Raw genomic sequence first — 18,086 nt, forward strand, 5'->3', positions numbered from 1 at the left:
TTATAGCCAATGAGTACGCTTGACCAAAAGATCAACGAACACTTCCCCGGGTTGGTGGTGCGCAAAGACCTGGTGAAAACGGTCAAGGGCAATGCCATCGTCCCCTCATATGTGCTGGAGTATCTGCTCGGCCAATACTGCGCCACTAACGACGAGGCCACGATCCAAACCGGGATTGAAACGGTCAAGGAGATTCTGGCCAAGCACTATGTCCACCGCAACGAGGCCGGGCTGGTGCGCTCGAATATCAAGGAAAAGGGGCGCTACAAGGTCATCGATAAGATCAGCGTGGCCCTGAATGAGAAGACGGATGCCTACGAGGCGCAGTTTTCCAACCTGGGAATCAAGAAGGTGTTGGTGGATTCTGGGACCGTGAAGGCCCACCCCAAACTGCTGGTAAGCGGCGTCTGGTGCATTGCGGATATCGAATACGTATTTTCTGAAGACCAGAACGTCAGCCCCTGGATTCTGTCCACCCTCAAGCCGATTCAGCTATCTCACTTCGACTACGACGCCTACGTTGCCGCGCGGCAGCAGTTCAGCACCGATGAGTGGATTGACCTGCTGATACAGAGTATCGGCTTTAACCCGGAGATGTTCGGACGGCGCAGCAAGCTGACGCAACTGGTCCGATTGATTCCGTTCTGCGAACGGAACTACAACCTGATCGAACTTGGCCCCAAGGGGACGGGTAAATCCCACGTTTACTCCGAATTCTCGCCCCATGGGATCCTGGTATCCGGTGGTGAAGTCACTGTACCCAAGCTGTTTGTGAATAACTCCAGCGGCAAAATCGGCCTGGTGGGCTACTGGGACTGCGTAGCTTTTGATGAGTTTGCCGGCAAGCAAAAGCGCGTCGACAAGGCCCTGGTCGACATCATGAAGAACTACATGGCCAATAAGTCCTTCTCCCGGGGCGTGGAAACCCTGGGCGCCGAGGCGTCCATGGTGTTCGTGGGGAACACCCGGCATACCGTTCCGTACATGCTGAAGCATTCGGACCTGTTCGATGAGCTGCCGGACAAGTTCTATGACTCTGCCTTCCTCGACCGGATCCACTTCTACATCCCCGGGTGGGAGGTCGACATCATCCGGGGCGAGATGTTCTCCGACGGCTATGGCTTCGTGGTGGACTACCTTGCAGAAATCCTGCGCTCGATGCGGAACTACGATTATTCCGATCAGTACCGGGAGCACTTTACCCTCTCTTCGGATATCTCGACCCGTGACCGGGACGGTATCAACAAGACCTTTTCCGGCTTGATGAAGATCCTGTTCCCCCAGGGCGGAGCAACCAGGGATGAGGTTGAAGAAGTGCTGCGTTTTGCCATCGAGGGGCGCAAGCGGGTCAAGGACCAGTTACAGCGGATTGACACCACCTACGGTGAAGTACGCTTTTCCTACCAAGATCAGCAGGGCCAGGAAACGCTTGTCACCACACTTGAGGAGGAAGAGTACCCAGGCTACTACCACCAGACGGTTTCCACCCCTGATGACGGGGGGTTATACCCCGAGCCAGCAGCAGACGTTAAAGGTCGCGAGCCCAAGGAGCCCCTCGCCTCAGAACCCGTACTGGAGGACAAGCACCTGACCTTCCAGGAAAATCAAAAAGGCATTTCATTCGACGGTTTGTTTGGCGCATACCTGAAAGGAGCCAGCAAGATTACCGTCACAGACCCCTACATTCGGCTTTTCTACCAGATCCGCAATTTCATGGAGTTTCTCGAGGCCATCGTGAAGAACAAGGCCGAAGAGGATGAAGTGGCGGTTCATCTCGTCACCGTCCGGGACGAGTTCAAGGGTGACTTACAAGACGAGAGTTTTGAAAAAATCCAGGAATCCGCTCGCACCGTGGGCATCGACTTCACCTGGGAGTTTGACGAAAGCGGCACCATTCACGCCCGCCATATCGTTACAGACCACGGCTGGAAGATTTCACTGGATCGAGGGCTGGACATCTTCCAGCACTACGAGATGAATGAAGCCTTCGCGTTTGCCAACCGGTTGCAGCAGTTTCGCTCCAGCAAGGCCTTTGAGGTGACGTTTATCAGGCTGGGTTAACTGGATGATCTAGTCGGCTAACCCAGCCGGGTCACCACAGCGGAAAATACTTGGCCAGCTGAGCAGACTGCGAACTACCTGTCGATCCCCTCCTGCACGGCCCACACCGCGGCCTCGACCCGGGAGCGCAGGTTGAGCTTCTTGAGCAGGTGCTTGACGTGGACCTTGACCGTGCCTTCGGTGATGTCGAGCTTGCGGGCGATCATCTTGTTGGAGAGGCCGCCGGCCAGCTCGCGCAGGATTTCCCGTTCGCGCTGGGTCAGGCTGTGGATGTCCGGGGCCGTGGGCCTGCTGCGCTGGCTGCGCAGGGCCTCGGCCAGCAGGGCGGTGAGGCTCTCGCTGATCACCATGCGGCCCAGTGACGCCTGGCGCAGCTGGCGGATCATCTCGTCGGGGTCCATGTCCTTGAGCAGGTAGCCGTCGGCGCCGCCCTGCAGGGCGGCCACCACGTCCTCCTCGTGATCGGAGACGGTGAACATCACCACGCGTCCGGCATAGCCCTCATCGCGCAGCCGCTTGAGGGTCTCGATGCCGTTCATGCCGGGCATGTTGAGGTCCAGCAGCACCATGTCGGGGTCGAGCTCCAGGGCCAGGCGGATGCCCGTCTCGGGCTCGCCGGCCTCGCCGAGCAGCGCCATGTCATCCTCCAGCTCGAGCAGCTGGGAGACGCCGCGGCGCAGCAGCGGGTGGTCGTCGATGATCAGGATGCTGGCGGGGGCGTCGGGGGTCTTGTCGGTCATGCCTGGATCAGTTCCTGTTCCCGTGGTGGTCGGTGGCGATGGCGTCGAGGCGCGGGTCGACGGGGGTGGCGGGCACGCCGGCCTCGCCCACGTGTCGGCTGATCAGGCGCGCGGTCTGCGGGGTGAAGACCAGCTCGACCCGGGTGCCGCCGCCCTCGCGATTGCGCAGGGAGAGGCGGCCGCCCAGGGTCTCGGCGCGGTCGCGCATGATCACCAGCCCGTAGTGCATGGGCGGCGAGCTGTCGTCCGAGAGGCCCACGCCGTCATCCTCGATGATGACGTGGAGCCGGGCGGCGTGGAAGGTCACCGACACCGCCGCCCAGTGGGCGTTGGCGTGCTTGACCACGTTGGCCAGCGACTCCCGCACCACCTGTAGCACGTGGATCTCCTCGTTGGGATTGAGCAGATGGGGCGGCAGGTCGACGGTCAGGTCGATGCGGGTCTCGAGGCGCTCGCCGAACTCGGTGACGGTCTGGCGCAGGGCGCTGGCGAGTCCCGGGCCCTCGAGCTTGAGGCGGAAGGTGGTGAGCAGCTCGCGCAGCTGGCGGTAGGCGCTGTCCAGGCCGGTGCGCAGCTCGTCGAACACCGGGGCCTGGATCTCCGGCCCCACCCCCTTGGCCTGCATGCGCTCCAGACGGGCCACCTGCATCTTCAGGTAGGAGAGCGACTGGGCCAGGGAGTCGTGGAGCTCCCGGGCGATGATGGTGCGCTCGTTCATCAGCGTGACCTGCTGCTGCTCCTCGATGCGCCGCTGCAGGTAGATGGCGGTGGCCAGCTGGTCGGCGAGGGCGTTGAGCAGGCGGCGCACGCTGTCGGGCAGCGGAGAGCTCTTCGGATACCACACCTCCAGGGTGCCGAGCATCAGGTCGCCCACGCTCACCGGCAGCAGCAGGCACTCCCCGGCCTCGGTCTCCTGGAGCTTGAGCGGCTGGGGGTCAAGCAGGCAGGCGTGGCAGTCGTGGTCGCGGCAGTACTCGGGGCGGCGCGCCGAGTGGGTGGCCAGTATCGGGATATCGCGCTCGTCGTGGGGGTCGTGGAGCGAGAGCCGGATGGGGCCGATCTGGAGCAGCTGCTCCAGGCGGCGCAGCATGGGGGCGGCGCTGGCGCAGAGATCGTTGCCGCCGCCGTAGAGGGCGCGGCTGCCGTCATGCATTACCTGCATGGCGCGGTTGCTGCGCTCCAGCTCCGCCTTCTTGCTGGAGGCACGGGCCTCCAGCTCGGCATAGCTGGCGCCGAGCTCCTCGGCCATGGCGTCGAAGGTGCGCCCCAGCAGGGCCAGCTCGTCGTTGCCGGTGAGCCGGGTGCGGTGGCCGAAGTTACGGTGGGCGGCCTCCCGGGCCAGCACCACCAGGTGGCGCAGCGGCATCACCAGGTTGTGGCGGATATCGTAGAGGGCGATCACCACCACCACGGCGGTGAGGCCCAGGAAGAGGATCTGCAGGGCGCTGAGCAGCTGGATCTTCGACTCGCTGTTCTGCTCGAGGAGGGTGACCATGGCGTCGATCTCGGCAACCAGCTCATCGAGGGTCTCGCGCAGGGAATCGGGCTCCACCCCGCCGCCGGCGGTGGCCAGTGCCACCTGGGGGGCCAGCTCCTCGGCCCAGCGTGCCTGAAGCCGGTGGTGGTGCTCCCGCAGGGGGTGGTCCTCGGCGTCGGGCAGGGCGCCGGTGAGCTCGACACTGGCCAGGCGCTGCTCGAAGCGCTCGGCCAGCTCGGTAACCCGCGCTCGAGCCGCCTCGCCTGGCTGCTGATCAAAGCGCTGGAGGGCGCTGACGATCTGGTAGGTGTTCATGCGCAGCGAGCCGGCCACGTTGATGGCGGCGGCGTCGCCGCGGCTGTCCGAGGCCACGGTCATGGTCACCACGATGCTGACCAGCGCCAGGGCGCTGATGGCCAGCAACGAGGCGATGATCCGGGCCACCAGGGAGTGTCGCAGCAGTTTCATTGCGCCTCGCGATCCTGCATGAGTCAGCCAGTCTACTACACCCATGGGGGTATGACGCCTACCCCCTATGCCCCTTTGACCCGGCGGGCCACCCTACCGAGACTTCCCCCTACTCCTTTTCGTTCCCCGGCCCGCGATCATGCCTGCTGCCTACCCGCCAGACCTGGACCTGGATCCTGCCGGGGGCCATCGGCCCCTGGCCGTCGTGCTGCTCTCGCCGCTGGCCTTCGCGCTGGTGTTCGCCAGCTGGACCATCTTTGCGGTGCTGGGGGTGGAGCTCAAGGGCGTGCTGGGATTCGGCGAGGCCCGCTTCGCGGTGCTGCTGGCCATGCCCATGGCGATGGGCGCCCTGGCCGCGCTGCCCATGGCGCTGCTGGCACAACGACTAGGCGGGCGGCGGGTGATGATCGCCTGCCTGCTGCTGATCTGCCCCTTCCTGTGGGGGCTCTCCCACTCCCGGGACTACTACCACTTCCTGCTGGCCGGTGCCGGCCTGGGCCTCGGCGCCGGGTCGCTCTCGGCGGGGCTGGTCTATGTGGCGGGGCTCTGCCCACGGCGCCACGCTGGTCTGGCGTTGGGCCTCTATGGCGCCGGCATGGTGGGCGCAGGGCTCAGCTACCTGCTGCTGCCGCTGGTCAGCCAGGCCTATGGCTGGCGCAGCGCGCCGCTGCTCTACCTGCTGCCGGTGCTGGTGGTGGCCGCCCTGCTGTGGCTCTTTGCCGACGACCTCGAGGCGGAGCCGAGCGCTCGCCCCGCGCGGCCGCTGCCGCTGGCGGCACTGCTGGCCCGCCTGGCCTGCTGGCGGCTGTGGCGCCTGGCACTGGTCTACAGCTTCTTCTACGGCGCCTTCGTGGCGCTGGCACTGTGGCTGCCGGCCTATCTGAGCGCCCAGTACCACCTCGAACTCAAGCAGGCCGCCCTGACGGCGGTGCCCTTCGTCCTGGCGGTGGGTATCGGCCAGGTGATCGGCGGGGCCTGGGCCGATCGGCGCGACTTCCGTGCCCTGCGTTGGTGGGTCAGCGCCTTCGTGCTGGTCTGCCTGTTCCTGCTCTCCTACCCCCCCTTCACCATGCGGGTCGAGGGGGTGCATGCCCCCATCACCCTGCACTACGAGGCGCCGCTGTGGGGCTTCCTGCTGTTGCTCTCGCTGATGGGGGCGGCCATGGGGGTCGGCAAGGGCAGCCTGATGCGCCTGATCCACCGCGACCATCGCGACGAGATGCCCCTGGTGGGCGGCCTGGCGCTGAGCCTGGGCGGGCTCTTCGCCGCCCTGCTGCCGCTGGTCTTCGTGGTGGGCAACGAGTGGGTCGGCATCCGCACCGCCGGCTTCATGTTCCTCTACGGCTCGCTGGTCGTGTGCATGCTGGTGATGGTCTGGGACCACGCCAGCGGCCGCGCCGGGCGGGCCTGAGCCGTCGCGCTTATCCCCCTCGTTCGGCGGGCCTATCACCTTGGGGGTAGAGGGGCGGTATATGGAGGTAACCGGGCAGTAATCCGTCGATTGTTCGCCCAGAATCCTCTGCAAGGTTCCTGTCTGGCGTGCGGTTCACTGCGCCACGCTGCACGACAGGCCGGGTGGCCCAGGGCGGTCACACCCACTTTCCAAGAAGCCTGGAGATCGACCATGAGTCACTTCATTGATCGGCTGAACTTCTTCCGCAAGGCCCGCGAGCCCTTCGCCAACGAGCATGGCGAGACCCGCGAGGAGTCCCGCGGCTGGGAGGACAGCTATCGTCAGCGCTGGCAGCATGACAAGGTCGTGCGTTCCACCCACGGGGTGAACTGCACCGGCTCCTGCAGCTGGAAGATCTACGTCAAGAACGGCCTGGTCACCTGGGAGACCCAGCAGACCGACTATCCGCGCACCCGCCCGGACCTGCCCAACCACGAGCCGCGCGGCTGCCCGCGGGGCGCCAGCTACTCCTGGTACCTCTACAGCGCCAACCGCCTCAAGTACCCGCTGATCCGCAAGCCGCTGCTCAAGCTGTGGCGCGACGCCCTCAAGGAGAAGAAGGACCCGGTCGACGCCTGGGCCTCCATCGTCGAGGATCCCGCCAAGACCAAGCAGTACAAGCGCGCCCGCGGCATGGGCGGCTTCGTGCGGGCCAACTGGGACGAGCTCAACGAGCTGGTCGCCGCCTCCAACGTCTACACCGCCAAGCAGTACGGCCCGGACCGCATCATCGGCTTCTCGCCGATCCCCGCCATGTCCATGGTCAGCTACGCCGCGGGCAGCCGCTACCTGTCGCTGATCGGCGGCGTCTGCATGAGCTTCTACGATTGGTACTGCGACCTGCCGCCGGCCAGCCCCCAGACCTGGGGTGAGCAGACCGACGTGCCCGAGTCCGCCGACTGGTACAACTCCGGCTACATCATCGCCTGGGGCTCCAACGTGCCCCAGACCCGTACCCCGGACGCCCACTTCTTCACCGAGGTGCGCTACAAGGGCACCAAGACCGTCTCCATCACCCCGGACTACGCCGAGGTCTCCAAGCTCACCGACGAGTGGCTGTCGGTCAAGCAGGGCACCGATGCGGCCATCGCCATGGCCATGGGCCATGTGATCCTCAAGGAGTTCCATCTCGAGAGGCCCAGCGCCTACTTCACCGAGTACGTGCGCCAGTACTCCGACATGCCCTTCCTGGTGGAGCTGGAGCAGCGCGAGGACGGCAGCTACGTGCCGGGCAAGCAGATGCGCGCCAGCGACTTCGACGGCGGCATGGGCGAGAACAACAACCCCGAGTGGAAGACCGTGGCGTGGGACGAGACCCGCGACCAGCTGGTGGTGCCGCGCGGCTCCATCGGCTTCCGCTGGGGCGAGGAGGGCAAGTGGAACCTCGAGCCCCGCGACGCCGCCGGTGACGAGATCAAGCCGCTGCTGACCCTGGCCGACCACCACGACGACGTCGCCAAGGTCGCCTTCCCCTACTTCGGCGGGCTCAAGCACGAGCACTTCGACCACGTCGAGAGCGGCGGGGCCAGCGACGAGCTGCTCTACCACAGCCTGCCGGCCAAGCGCCTGAAGAAGGCCGACGGCAGCGAGGTGCTGGCGGTCACCGTCTTCGACCTGATGTGTGCCAACTACGGCATCGACCGCGGCTTCGGTGAGGATGACGGCGCCAAGTCCCTGGACGAGGTGAAGCCCTACACCCCCGCCTGGCAGGAGAAGATCACCGGCGTGCCCGCCGAGCAGGTCGCGCGCATCGCCCGCGAGTTCGCCGAGAACGCCGACAAGACCCAGGGCCGGTCCATGATCATCGTGGGTGCCGCGATGAACCACTGGTACCACATGGACATGAACTACCGCGGCCTGATCAACATGCTGATCATGTGCGGCTGTATCGGTCAGAGCGGTGGCGGCTGGGCCCACTATGTCGGCCAGGAGAAGCTGCGCCCGCAGACCGGCTGGACCCCGCTGGCCTTCGGCCTGGACTGGAACCGTCCGCCGCGCCACATGAACTCCACCTCCTTCTTCTACAACCACTCCTCCCAGTGGCGCTACGAGAAGCTCGAGATCAAGGAGATCCTCTCCCCGCTCGCCGACCACAGCAAGTACACCGGCAGCCTGATCGACTTCAACGTGCGCTCCGAGCGCATGGGCTGGCTGCCCTCCGCGCCCCAGCTGGGGGCCAACCCGCTGCGCCTGGCCAAGGCCGCCGAGGCCGCCGGCCTGTCCACCAAGGACTATGCCGTCGAGCAGCTCAAGGCCGGCAAGCTGGCCTTCGCCGCGGAAGATCCGGACAACCCCCAGAACTTCCCGCGCAACCTCTTCATCTGGCGCTCCAACCTGCTGGGCAGCTCCGGCAAGGGCCACGAGTACATGCTCAAGTACCTGCTGGGCACCCGCCACGGTATCCAGGGCAAGGACCTGGGCGACTTCGGCGGCCAGAAGCCGGAAGAGGTGAAGTGGCACGACGAGGCGCCGGAAGGCAAGCTCGACCTGGTGGTGACCCTGGACTTCCGCATGTCCTCCACCTGCCTCTACTCGGACATCGTGCTGCCGACGGCCACCTGGTACGAGAAGAACGACCTCAACACCTCGGACATGCACCCCTTCATCCACCCGCTGACCGCGGCCACCGACCCGGCGTGGGAGTCGCGCAGCGACTGGGATATCTACAAGGGCATCGCCAAGGAGTTCTCCCGGGTCTGCGTGGGGCACCTGGGCGAGGAGACCGATCTGGTCACCCTGCCGCATCAGCATGACTCCCCCGCCGAGCTGGCCCAGCCCGAAGTGCTTGACTGGAAGAAGGGCGAGTGCGAGCCGATCCCCGGCAAGACCATGCCGGCGCTGATCGAGATCAAGCGCAACTACCCCGAGACCTACGAGCGCTTCACCTCCGTGGGCCCGCTGCTGGAGAGCATCGGCAACGGCGGCAAGGGCATCAGCTGGAACACCGACTCCGAGGTGGAACTGCTCGGCAAGCTCAACCATCGCAAGCTGGAGGGCTCCTCCAAGGGCCGCCCGCAGATCGAGACCGCCATCGACGCGGCCGAGATGATCCTGACCCTGGCGCCGGAGACCAACGGTCAGGTGGCGGTGAAGGCCTGGGGCGCGCTCTCCAAGATCACCGGGCGGGATCACACCCACCTGGCGATCAACAAGGAGGAGGAGAAGATCCGCTTCCGCGACATCGTCGCCCAGCCGCGCAAGATCATCTCCAGCCCGACCTGGTCCGGCCTCGAGGACGAGCACGTCTCCTACAACGCCGGCTACACCAACGTGCACGAGATGATTCCGTGGCGCACCGTGAGCGGCCGCCAGCAGTTCTATCAGGATCACGCCTGGATGCGCGCCTTCGGCGAGAGCCTCCTGACCTACCGTCCGCCGATCAACACCAAGACCCTGGTGAGCTTCGAGGCGCCGGCAGACAACGGCTACAAGAGCAAGGCGCTGAACTTCATCACGCCGCACCAGAAGTGGGGGATCCACTCCACCTACTCGGACAACCTGCTGATGCTGACGCTGAACCGCGGCGGCCCGGTGGTGTGGCTCTCCGAGACCGACGCCGCCGAGGTGGGCATCGAGGACAACGACTGGGTCGAGCTGTACAACGCCAACGGCTCCATCGCCGCGCGGGCTGTGGTCAGCCAGCGGGTCAAGGCCGGCATGGTGATGATGTACCACGCCCAGGAGCGCCAGGTGAACGTGCCGGGCTCCGAGGTCTCCGGCACCCGCGGGGGCATGCACAACTCCGTGACCCGGGTCTGCCCGAAGCCGACCCACATGATCGGCGGCTACGCGCAGCTCTCCTACAGCTTCAACTACTACGGCACCGTCGGTTCCAACCGCGATGAGTTCGTCATGGTTCGCAAGATGAAGCACATCGACTGGCTGGATGGCGAGGGCAATGACTACGTGCAGGAGGCCGTGAAATGAAGATTCGTTCCCAGGTAGGCATGGTCCTCAACCTCGACAAGTGCATCGGTTGCCACACCTGTTCGGTGACCTGCAAGAACGTCTGGACCAGCCGTGAAGGCGTCGAGTACGCCTGGTTCAACAACGTCGAGACCAAGCCCGGCATCGGCTATCCCAAGGAGTGGGAGAACCAGCAGAAGTGGAAGGGCGGCTGGCTGCGCCGCAAGGACGGCAAGATCGAGCCGAAGATCGGCGGCAAGTGGCGGGTGCTGGCGAACATCTTCGCCAACCCCGACCTGCCGGAGATCGACGACTACTACGAGCCGTTCACCTTCGACTACGAGCACCTGCACACCGCCAAGATCGGTGAGCACCAGCCGGTGGCGCGCCCGCGTTCGCTGATCTCCGGCGAGCGCATGAAGAAGATCGAGTGGGGCCCGAACTGGGAGGAGATCCTCGGCACCGAGTTTGCCAAGCGTCGCCGCGACATGAACTTCGAGAAGGTGCAGGCCGATATCTACGGCCAGTTCGAGAACACCTTCATGATGTACCTGCCGCGGCTGTGCGAGCACTGCCTCAACCCGGCGTGCGTGGCCTCGTGCCCCAGCGGCGCGATCTACAAGCGCGAGGAGGACGGTATCGTCCTGATCGACCAGGACAAGTGCCGCGGCTGGCGGATGTGCATCTCCGGCTGCCCCTATAAGAAGATCTACTACAACTGGAAGACCGGGAAGTCGGAGAAGTGCATCTTCTGCTACCCGCGCATCGAGTCCGGTCAGCCGACCATCTGCTCCGAGACCTGCGTGGGCCGTATCCGCTACCTCGGCGTGCTGCTGTATGACGCCGACCGCATCGAGGAAGTGGCCAGCTCCCCGGACGAGCGCGACCTCTACCATCGCCAGTGCGAGATCTTCCTGGATCCCAACGATCCGGCGGTGATCGCTCAGGCGAAGAAGGACGGCATCACCGACAACGTGATCAAGGCCGCCCAGGAGAGCCCGGTCTACAAGATGGCCATGGAGTGGGGCCTGGCGCTGCCGCTGCACCCGGAGTACCGCACCCTGCCCATGGTCTGGTACGTGCCGCCGCTCTCGCCGATCCAGTCCGCCGCCGAGGCCGGCAAGATCGAGTTCGACGGCGTGATGCCGAAGATCGAGTCGCTGCGCATCCCGGTGCGCTACCTGGCCAACATGCTCACCGCCGGTGAAGAGGCCCCCGTGGTGCTGGCGCTCAAGCGTCTGATGGCCATGCGCCTCTACATGCGCGGCAAGCACGTGGACGGCCAGCCCAACACCGCGGTGCTGGAGGACGTCGAGCTGACCGAGGCGCAGGTGGAGGAGATGTACCGCTACCTGGCCATCGCCAACTACGAGGATCGCTTCGTGATCCCCACCAGCCACCGCGAGATGGCCACCGAGGCCTTCCCGGAGCGCGGCGGCTGCGGCTTCACCTTCGGCGACGGTTGCCACGGCGAGAGCAAGCCGAGCCTGTTCAACGGCCGCTCCCAGACCACCACCCTGGTCAAGCCGGTGGAATCCTTCGATCCGCAGAGCGATGGGCGGCGCGACGAGAAAGCCGAGGAGGCCCGTCATGGCTGATGCTGCCCTGAAGATGGCCGCGCCGGCGGTTGGCATGCGCAGCCTGCGCGTGCTGGCCCGCCTGCTCGACTATCCCACCGAGGAGCTCCAGGCCGCGGCCGGCGAGCTCATCGAGATCATCGACCAGGAGCGCCGCCTGCCGGCGGCGCTGCGCACCGCCCTGATGGACTGGTGCCAGCGCATTGCCGACGGCGACCTGCTCGAGCTGCAGTCCGAGTACGTGGCCCGCTTCGACAAGGGACGTGCCACCTCGCTGCTGCTCTTCGAGCATGTCCACGGCGAGTCCCGCGACCGCGGCCAGGCCATGGTCGACCTGATGGCGGAGTATCAGGCCGCCGGCTTCGAGCTGGATGCCCGGGAGCTGCCCGACTACCTGCCGATCTTCCTGGAGTACCTCTCCACCCGGGAGGAGGCCGAGATCGGCCGCTGGCTGGGCGAGATCCGCCACATCCTCGGCCTGATCACCGCGCGCCTCGAGGAGCGCGGTGCCGATCATGCCCTGGTGCCGCGCGCGCTGCTGGCGCTGATCGGCGCCGAAGCCGAGGCCGACGCCCACCGCGAGGAGGTCCAGGGCGAGTCCCGCGATGACACCCCCGAGGCGCTGGATGCGGTCTGGGAAGAGGAGGCGGTGCGTTTCTCCGCCGAGTCCGACCAGGACTGCGCCCTGCAGTCCGCCGAGGGCCGACGCCTGGCCGAGCGCAAGCAGGGCGTGCAGAGCGAGGCCGTTCGCATTCTCTCACCCGAGGCGATGCCTCCGGTGACGGGTCGTTAACAGGAGAATCACCATGTCCGCATTCGGCACCTATCTCGACCACCTGATCTACGGCTACTACCCGTACCTGGTGGGCACCGTGTTCCTGGTCGGCAGCCTGCTGCGCTATGACCACGGGCAGTTCACCTGGAAGACCGGCTCCAGCCAGATGCTCTCGTCGAAGAACATGCGCCTGGCCAGCAACCTCTTCCATATCGGCATCATCGTGATCTTCTTCGGCCACCTGTTCGGCATGCTGACGCCGCACTGGGTCTACTCGCCCTTCCTGCACGCCGGCACCAAGCAGCTGCTGGCCATCGTGGTGGGCGGTATCGCCGGGGCCATGTGCCTGGTGGGCGGCGCCATGCTGCTGCATCGCCGCATCACCAACCCGCGGGTGCGCGCCTCCTCCAGCACCATGGACACCGCCATCCTCGGGCTGATCGTCTTCCAGGCCTTCCTGGGCATGATCACCATCATCTTCTCGCTGGGCCACATGGACGGCGAGATGATGGTCACCCTCTCCAGCTGGGCCCAGGCCATCGTCTTCTTCGGCGGCGGCGCGGCGGCCTACATGGAGAACGTCTCCTGGATCTACAAGCTGCACATCTTCCTGGGGCTGACCATCATCCTGCTCTTCCCCTTCTCGCGCCTGGTGCACGTGTGGAGCATTCCGCTCGGTTATATCACTCGTCGCTACCAGCTCGTGCGCAAGCGGGGCTAAGGGGCCATCACCATGCAGAAGATCGATATCGAGATGATCCCGGGGGGCGCCCCCCCCCCCCTCCCATCAAGGTCGGCGCGGTCACCATCGAGGAGGCCGATATCGCCCAGGAGATGCAGTACCACCCGGCGGATTCCGCCGGCACCGCCCAGCTCAAGGCGGCCCGGGCGCTGGTGGTGCGCGAGCTGCTGCGCCAGCGCGCCGCGACACTGGGCCTGGCCGAGGCCGCCGGCAGCGAGCTGGAGGAGGGCGATGCCGCCATCGCCGCTCTGCTGGAACGTGAGCTGGATGTGCCGGAGCCCTCCGAGGAGGACTGCCGCCGCTTCCATGCCGCCCACGCCGAGCGCTTCAGCGAGCCCACCCTCCTGAGGGTGCGCCATATCCTGCTGGCCGCGGCACCGGACGACGCCGAGGCCCGGGATGCCGGCTACCGTCAGGGCGAGAAGCTGCTCAAGGAGCTCTCGGCCATTCCCGAGCGCTTCACCGAGTTCGCCATGCGCCACTCCGCCTGCCCCTCCAAGGAGCAGGGCGGCGAGCTGGGCTGGCTGGCGCCGGGGCAGACCGTCGCCGAGCTGGACCGCGCCCTGCAGCATCTCCCCGAGGGGCTGCACGACCGCCCGCTGGCCTCCCGCTACGGCTGGCACCTGGTCAGCATCGACGAGCGTCGCGAGGGCCGCGAGCTGCCCTATGAGCAGGTGGCCGAGCGCGTGCGCCACAGCCTGCGCGAGCAGTCCACCCGCCGCGCCCTGCGCCACTACCTGCTGGTGCTGGAGTCGGAGATCGGCGTCGAGGGGGTGGCCCTGGATGACGACAGCGCCAACTCCCTGATGCAGTAAGCCGAGGGCCGCCCGGCCCTCCCGTTTCGCGATTCCCCTTTGCTTGCCGCCGCCCGTCCTGCGGGCGGTCAGGAGGACCCCATGGCCCATGTCCACGCCAACACCCCCTTCGCCCCGCTGGGTATCGCCGTGCTGACCGTCTCCGACACCCGCGGGTTCGACGAGGATGGCAGCGGCGATCTGCTCAGCGAGCGCGTCACCGAGGCCGGGCACGCCCTGGTGGAGCGGCGTATCGTGCCCGACGACATCTACCGCATCCGCGCGGTGGTCTCGAAGTGGGTGGTGCGTGACGACATCCAGGTGGTGCTGGTCACCGGTGGCACCGGCTTTACCCCGCGCGACCGGACCCCCGAGGCGCTTTCGCCGCTGTTCGACAAGGCCATCGACGGCTATGGCGAGCTGTTCCGCCAGCTGTCGCTTGCGAGCATCGGCACCTCCACCATCCAGTCCCGCGCGGTGGGCGGGCTGATCGACCGCACCCTGGTGTTCGCCATGCCCGGCTCGCCCAAGGCCTGCGCCACCGCCTGGGATGGCATCCTGGTTGAGCAGCTCGATGCCCGCACCCGGCCCTGCAACTTCGTGGCCATGGTGCTGCCGCAGGCCGAGCGCTGCGCCAGCCGGCAGGCGCCCAGGCCGGCGGCCGAGGGCGAGGCGCCCCGTCAGGCGGTGGAATCATGAGCGGCTGCGGCTGCGCCGAAGTCATCACCCCGGGCCTGCTCGATCTCTTCGACGCCCGGGCGCGGATGATCAAGGCGGCCCGCCCCATCGACGGCAGCGAGCGGGTATCCCTCGCCGAGGCCGCCCGCCGGGTGCTGGCCGAGGATGTCCTCGCGACCCTGGACATGCCGGGGGTCGATAACAGCGCCATGGACGGCTATGCGCTGCGCCTGGCCGAGCACTCCCCCGAGGGCCTGCCGGTGACGCTGCGCGTGCCCGCCGGGGCCGGCGTGATGCACCTGCCGGCGGGTGGCTGCGCGCGGATCTTCACCGGTGCGCCGGTGCCACTGGGCGCCGATGCCGTGGTGCCTCAGGAGCGCGTGACCCTGGATGCCGAGGGGCGCATGCACGTCGAGGGCGAGCTCGGCGAGGGGGCCAATATCCGCCGCCGCGGCGAGGAGACCCGTGCGGGCGAGCTGCTGCTGCCGGCCGGTGCCCGGCTCGACGCGGCAGCCATCGCCCTGCTGGCCAGCCATGGCGTCGGCGAGGTGGCGGTGGTGCGCCGGCTCAAGGTCGCGCTGCTCTCCACCGGCGACGAGCTGATCGAGCCCGGTGCCCTTCGGGTGCCCGGCCAGGTCTACGACAGCAACCGCGCCATGCTGGCGGCCCTGCTGGCCCAGGCCGGCTGTGAACTGCTTGATTTCGGCGTCATTCCGGACGCTCCCCTTGACCTGCATCACGCCTTTGCCGAGGCCCGTGATACGGCCGATCTGGTAATGTGTACCGGAGGCGTATCGGTGGGGGAGGAGGACCATGTGCGACCGGTCATCGAGCAGCTGGGCGGGATCGCCTTTCACGGCGTGGCCATGAAGCCCGGCAAGCCCTTCGCCCTCGGCTACCTGGGCGAGTCGCTCCAGGCCGGCACGCCGCTGATTGCCTTGCCGGGCAATCCGGTGGCCTCGCTGGTGGGCTGGCAGCTGCTGGCACTGCCCTTCGTGCAGGTCCGCCAGGGCCGTGAGGCGGCGCCGCTGCAGCGCTTCCCGGTGACTGCCGGCTTCTCCCGACGCGGCCCCAGGGGGCGTCGAGAGCTGCTGCGCGTGGTGCTCGACTGGGTGGCGGGGACGCCGGTGGCGCGCCTGGCCGGCGGCCAGGGGTCGCACATGCTCAGCGCGGCAAGCCAGGCCCATGGCTACCTGGTGATCGACGCCAACAACAACGTGGAGAACGGCCATGCCTACGAATACTGTCCCGCCGCCCAGTTCCTCGACTGAGCTGCTGTTCAACCCGCGCCAGCTGCGCGAGCTGGTGCTGGGGGTGCCCTGGCTCGCCGGCCTGGAGGAGGCCGAGCTCGAGGCGCTGCTCGAGGCATCCGAGCTGCGCACCCTCAAGCCCCGCGAGTGGCTGTTCCGCCAGGAGACCCCGGCCCAGTGGCTGCACGTGGTGATCAGCGGCACCGTGCGCCTGGTGCGTGCCGCCGGTGACGGCCGCATGGCCACCATCCGCTGCGTGGAGCGCGGCGGCACCCTCGGCGAGCTGAGCATGGTCTCCAGCGCCGGCGTCTATCTCTACTCCTCCGAGGCGCTGCGGCGGACCAACGTGTTGTCGATCCCGGCGGCGCTCTGCCGCGAGATCCTGGATCGTCAGCCGGCCTGCCGGGCCGAGTTCATGAGCCGCCTGGCCCTGGAGCTCACCGACCGCCTCGAGGATCTGGCGCTGCTGACCCAGGGCGATGCCATGTCGCGGCTGGTCAGCTACGTGCTGCGCCAGCTGCCCTCGGGACGCTCGAGAACGCCCCGGGTGATCAGGCTGACCATCCCCAAGCGCTGGCTGGCGGCCCAGCTCGCCATGACGCCCGAGACCCTGTCGCGGCTGCTGGCCAAGCTGCGCGACAGCGGCGCCATCAATATCGACCGTCAGCGGCTCACCGTACTGGATGAGCAGAAGCTGCGCGACTTCATGATGACCGACGACTGAGCCTGCCCCTGGCAGGGCCGTCGTTCCGTCCCCCGGAGGCCGACATGTCCCGACCCGCGAGCAAGCCCCGCACCCTGGTCTACTCCTGCTCCGGCTGCTCCGACGTGGCCCAGCTCGCCAACGACGTGGCGCTGCGCCTCGACCGCGGCGGCGTGGCCGAGATGTCCTGCATCGCCGGCGTCGGCGGCGGGGTGCCTGGCCTGGTGCGTACCGCCCGCTCCGGGCGCCCTATCGTGGCCATCGACGGCTGCCAGATGCACTGCGCCAGCCACTGCCTGACCAGGGCCGGCGTTATCCCCACCGAGCATGTGAGGCTCTACGAGCGCGGCCTGCGCAAGCGCCGCGGGCACTTCTATGACGAGGCCACCGTCGCCGAGGTGGCAAGCGACGTGGGCGAGCTGATCGCCCGGCTGCCCATGGACGCCGAGTCCCGAGTGGCGGAGCAGACGACATGAGCGCCCTCGTCGACGGCTTCGGCCGCACCGTCCGCTACCTGCGCCTCTCGGTCACCGACCGCTGCGACTTCCGCTGCGTCTACTGCATGGCCGAGGAGATGACCTTCCTGCCCCGCGCCCAGGTGCTCACCCTGGAGGAGATGGCCACCCTCTGCCGCGCCTTCGTCGAGCTGGGCGTGGAGAAGATCCGCCTCACCGGCGGCGAGCCGCTGGTCAAGCGCGGCATCGAGACCCTGGTCGGTGAGGTCGGCGCCCTGCCGGGGCTGCGCGATTTCGCCATGACCACCAACGGCGCGGGCCTGGTCAAGCACGCCCGGGCCCTGCGCGAGGGCGGCCTCAGGCGCCTCAACGTCAGCCTCGACACCCTGGACCCGGCGCGCTTCCGCGCCCTGACCCGCACCGGCGACCTGGCCAGGGTGATCGACGGCATCCGCGCCGCCCGGGAGGCCGGTTTCGCGCGCATCAAGCTCAACGCCGTGATCCTCAAGGGGCGCAACGACGACGAGGTGCTCGACCTGGTGGCGTTCGCCCGCGCCGAGGGCGTCGATATCAGCTTTATCGAGGAGATGCCGCTGGGCCAGGCGATCGGCCACGACCGCGCCACCACCTTCTGCTCGAGCGACGAGGTGCGCGGGATCATCGAGTCCCGCCACGCCCTGGTGCCCACCACCGAGACGACGCTTGGGCCGTCGCGCTACTACCGCATGGCCGATTCCGAGAGCCGGATCGGCTTCATCTCGCCCCACAGCCACAACTTCTGCGACGCCTGCAACCGGGTGCGCGTCACCGCCGAGGGGCGCCTGCTGCTGTCTGGGCAACGAGCATTCGGTGGACCTGCGCGCCGTGCTGCGCCGCCATCCCGGTGACACCGAACGCCTCAAGGCCGCCATCGTCGCCGCCATGACGAAGAAGCCAGAGCGCCACCACTTCACCACCGACGGCGACGTCCAGGTGGTGCGCTTCATGAACATGACGGGCGGGTAACG

The 18,086-nt window shown here is 67.1% G+C and carries 12 protein-coding genes and 2 pseudogenes; 12 read left to right on the forward strand and 2 right to left on the reverse strand.

Features of this window, described 5'->3' with window-relative positions; all coding sequences use genetic code 11:
* Positions 1–9: 9 nt before the first annotated feature.
* The gene (brxL, locus tag B6N23_RS10680; protein WP_305498665.1) at positions 10–2,061 is read left to right on the forward strand and encodes a BREX system Lon protease-like protein BrxL; all 2,052 of its coding nucleotides are present in this window, start codon (positions 10–12) and stop codon (positions 2,059–2,061) included.
* Positions 2,062–2,135: 74 nt separating this feature from the next.
* On the opposite strand, the gene narL is transcribed toward brxL, so the two are convergent.
* Both narL and B6N23_RS10690 read right to left on the reverse strand, forming a co-directional pair.
* Positions 2,136–2,801: a two-component system response regulator NarL gene (gene narL / locus B6N23_RS10685; RefSeq protein WP_305498668.1), complete on the reverse strand. Its 666-nt coding sequence runs from the start codon at positions 2,799–2,801 to the stop codon at positions 2,136–2,138.
* Positions 2,802–2,808: 7 nt separating this feature from the next.
* Positions 2,809–4,746, reverse strand: a complete 1,938-nt coding sequence (locus tag B6N23_RS10690; RefSeq protein ID WP_305498674.1) for a type IV pili methyl-accepting chemotaxis transducer N-terminal domain-containing protein — start codon at positions 4,744–4,746, stop codon at positions 2,809–2,811.
* A 139-nt stretch (positions 4,747–4,885) separates the two neighbouring features.
* Here B6N23_RS10690 and B6N23_RS10695 point away from each other — a divergent pair, with 139 nt between their 5' ends.
* The 11 genes and pseudogenes from B6N23_RS10695 to moaA all read left to right on the forward strand — a co-directional run bounded on the left by B6N23_RS10695 (position 4,886) and on the right by moaA (position 18,084).
* Complete coding sequence (locus tag B6N23_RS10695) at positions 4,886–6,157, forward strand: MFS transporter (RefSeq protein WP_305498676.1); 1,272 nt, start codon at positions 4,886–4,888, stop codon at positions 6,155–6,157.
* Positions 6,158–6,370: 213 nt separating this feature from the next.
* Entirely contained in the window at positions 6,371–10,126 is a 3,756-nt protein-coding gene (locus B6N23_RS10700) for a nitrate reductase subunit alpha (RefSeq protein ID WP_305498678.1), read from the forward strand.
* Positions 10,123–11,703 (forward strand): nitrate reductase subunit beta, encoded by a 1,581-nt coding sequence (narH, locus tag B6N23_RS10705; RefSeq protein ID WP_305498680.1) that lies wholly within the window; start codon positions 10,123–10,125, stop codon positions 11,701–11,703. Before B6N23_RS10700 ends, narH begins: the two co-directional genes overlap by 4 nt.
* Positions 11,696–12,475 (forward strand): nitrate reductase molybdenum cofactor assembly chaperone, encoded by a 780-nt coding sequence (gene narJ / locus B6N23_RS10710; RefSeq protein ID WP_119021288.1) that lies wholly within the window; start codon positions 11,696–11,698, stop codon positions 12,473–12,475. Before narH ends, narJ begins: the two co-directional genes overlap by 8 nt.
* Before the next feature lie 13 nt (positions 12,476–12,488).
* Positions 12,489–13,178 carry a respiratory nitrate reductase subunit gamma gene (gene narI, locus B6N23_RS10715; protein ID WP_302139814.1) on the forward strand — a complete coding sequence of 230 codons (690 nt, stop codon included), beginning with the start codon at positions 12,489–12,491 and terminating at the stop codon, positions 13,176–13,178.
* A gap of 12 nt (positions 13,179–13,190) precedes the next feature.
* A pseudogene (locus B6N23_RS10720) lies at positions 13,191–14,014 on the forward strand (peptidylprolyl isomerase).
* Between the two features lie 81 nt (positions 14,015–14,095).
* Positions 14,096–14,692: a molybdenum cofactor biosynthesis protein B gene (gene moaB / locus B6N23_RS10725; RefSeq protein WP_305498683.1), complete on the forward strand. Its 597-nt coding sequence runs from the start codon at positions 14,096–14,098 to the stop codon at positions 14,690–14,692.
* The gene (locus B6N23_RS10730) at positions 14,689–15,942 is read left to right on the forward strand and encodes a molybdopterin molybdotransferase MoeA (protein WP_305498685.1); all 1,254 of its coding nucleotides are present in this window, start codon (positions 14,689–14,691) and stop codon (positions 15,940–15,942) included. Before moaB ends, B6N23_RS10730 begins: the two co-directional genes overlap by 4 nt.
* A complete protein-coding gene (locus tag B6N23_RS10735) occupies positions 15,902–16,645 on the forward strand; it encodes a Crp/Fnr family transcriptional regulator (protein ID WP_119021293.1) in 744 nt (247 codons plus the stop codon). Before B6N23_RS10730 ends, B6N23_RS10735 begins: the two co-directional genes overlap by 41 nt.
* A gap of 44 nt (positions 16,646–16,689) precedes the next feature.
* Positions 16,690–17,100: a putative zinc-binding protein gene (locus B6N23_RS10740; RefSeq protein WP_305498697.1), complete on the forward strand. Its 411-nt coding sequence runs from the start codon at positions 16,690–16,692 to the stop codon at positions 17,098–17,100.
* Positions 17,097–18,084 (forward strand): annotated as a pseudogene (gene moaA, locus B6N23_RS10745) (GTP 3',8-cyclase MoaA). The gene B6N23_RS10740 and the pseudogene moaA overlap by 4 nt, the downstream one beginning before the upstream one ends.
* Positions 18,085–18,086: the final 2 nt, after the last annotated feature.

It is taken from the genome of Halomonas alkalicola (genome assembly GCF_030704205.1).
GTDB lineage: Bacteria > Pseudomonadota > Gammaproteobacteria > Pseudomonadales > Halomonadaceae > Halomonas > Halomonas alkalicola.

Bases quoted from the DNA above. Each gene is read 5' to 3' on its own strand.
- brxL (WP_305498665.1), top strand. From the start codon at position 10: ATGAGTACGCTTGACCAAAAGATCAACGAACACTTCCCCGGGTTGGTG.
- narL (WP_305498668.1), bottom strand. From the start codon at position 2,801: ATGACCGACAAGACCCCCGACGCCCCCGCCAGCATCCTGATCATCGAC.
- B6N23_RS10690 (WP_305498674.1), bottom strand. From the start codon at position 4,746: ATGAAACTGCTGCGACACTCCCTGGTGGCCCGGATCATCGCCTCGTTG.
- B6N23_RS10695 (WP_305498676.1), top strand. From the start codon at position 4,886: ATGCCTGCTGCCTACCCGCCAGACCTGGACCTGGATCCTGCCGGGGGC.
- B6N23_RS10700 (WP_305498678.1), top strand. From the start codon at position 6,371: ATGAGTCACTTCATTGATCGGCTGAACTTCTTCCGCAAGGCCCGCGAG.
- narH (WP_305498680.1), top strand. From the start codon at position 10,123: ATGAAGATTCGTTCCCAGGTAGGCATGGTCCTCAACCTCGACAAGTGC.
- narJ (WP_119021288.1), top strand. From the start codon at position 11,696: ATGGCTGATGCTGCCCTGAAGATGGCCGCGCCGGCGGTTGGCATGCGC.
- narI (WP_302139814.1), top strand. From the start codon at position 12,489: ATGTCCGCATTCGGCACCTATCTCGACCACCTGATCTACGGCTACTAC.
- moaB (WP_305498683.1), top strand. From the start codon at position 14,096: ATGGCCCATGTCCACGCCAACACCCCCTTCGCCCCGCTGGGTATCGCC.
- B6N23_RS10730 (WP_305498685.1), top strand. From the start codon at position 14,689: ATGAGCGGCTGCGGCTGCGCCGAAGTCATCACCCCGGGCCTGCTCGAT.
- B6N23_RS10735 (WP_119021293.1), top strand. From the start codon at position 15,902: ATGCCTACGAATACTGTCCCGCCGCCCAGTTCCTCGACTGAGCTGCTG.
- B6N23_RS10740 (WP_305498697.1), top strand. From the start codon at position 16,690: ATGTCCCGACCCGCGAGCAAGCCCCGCACCCTGGTCTACTCCTGCTCC.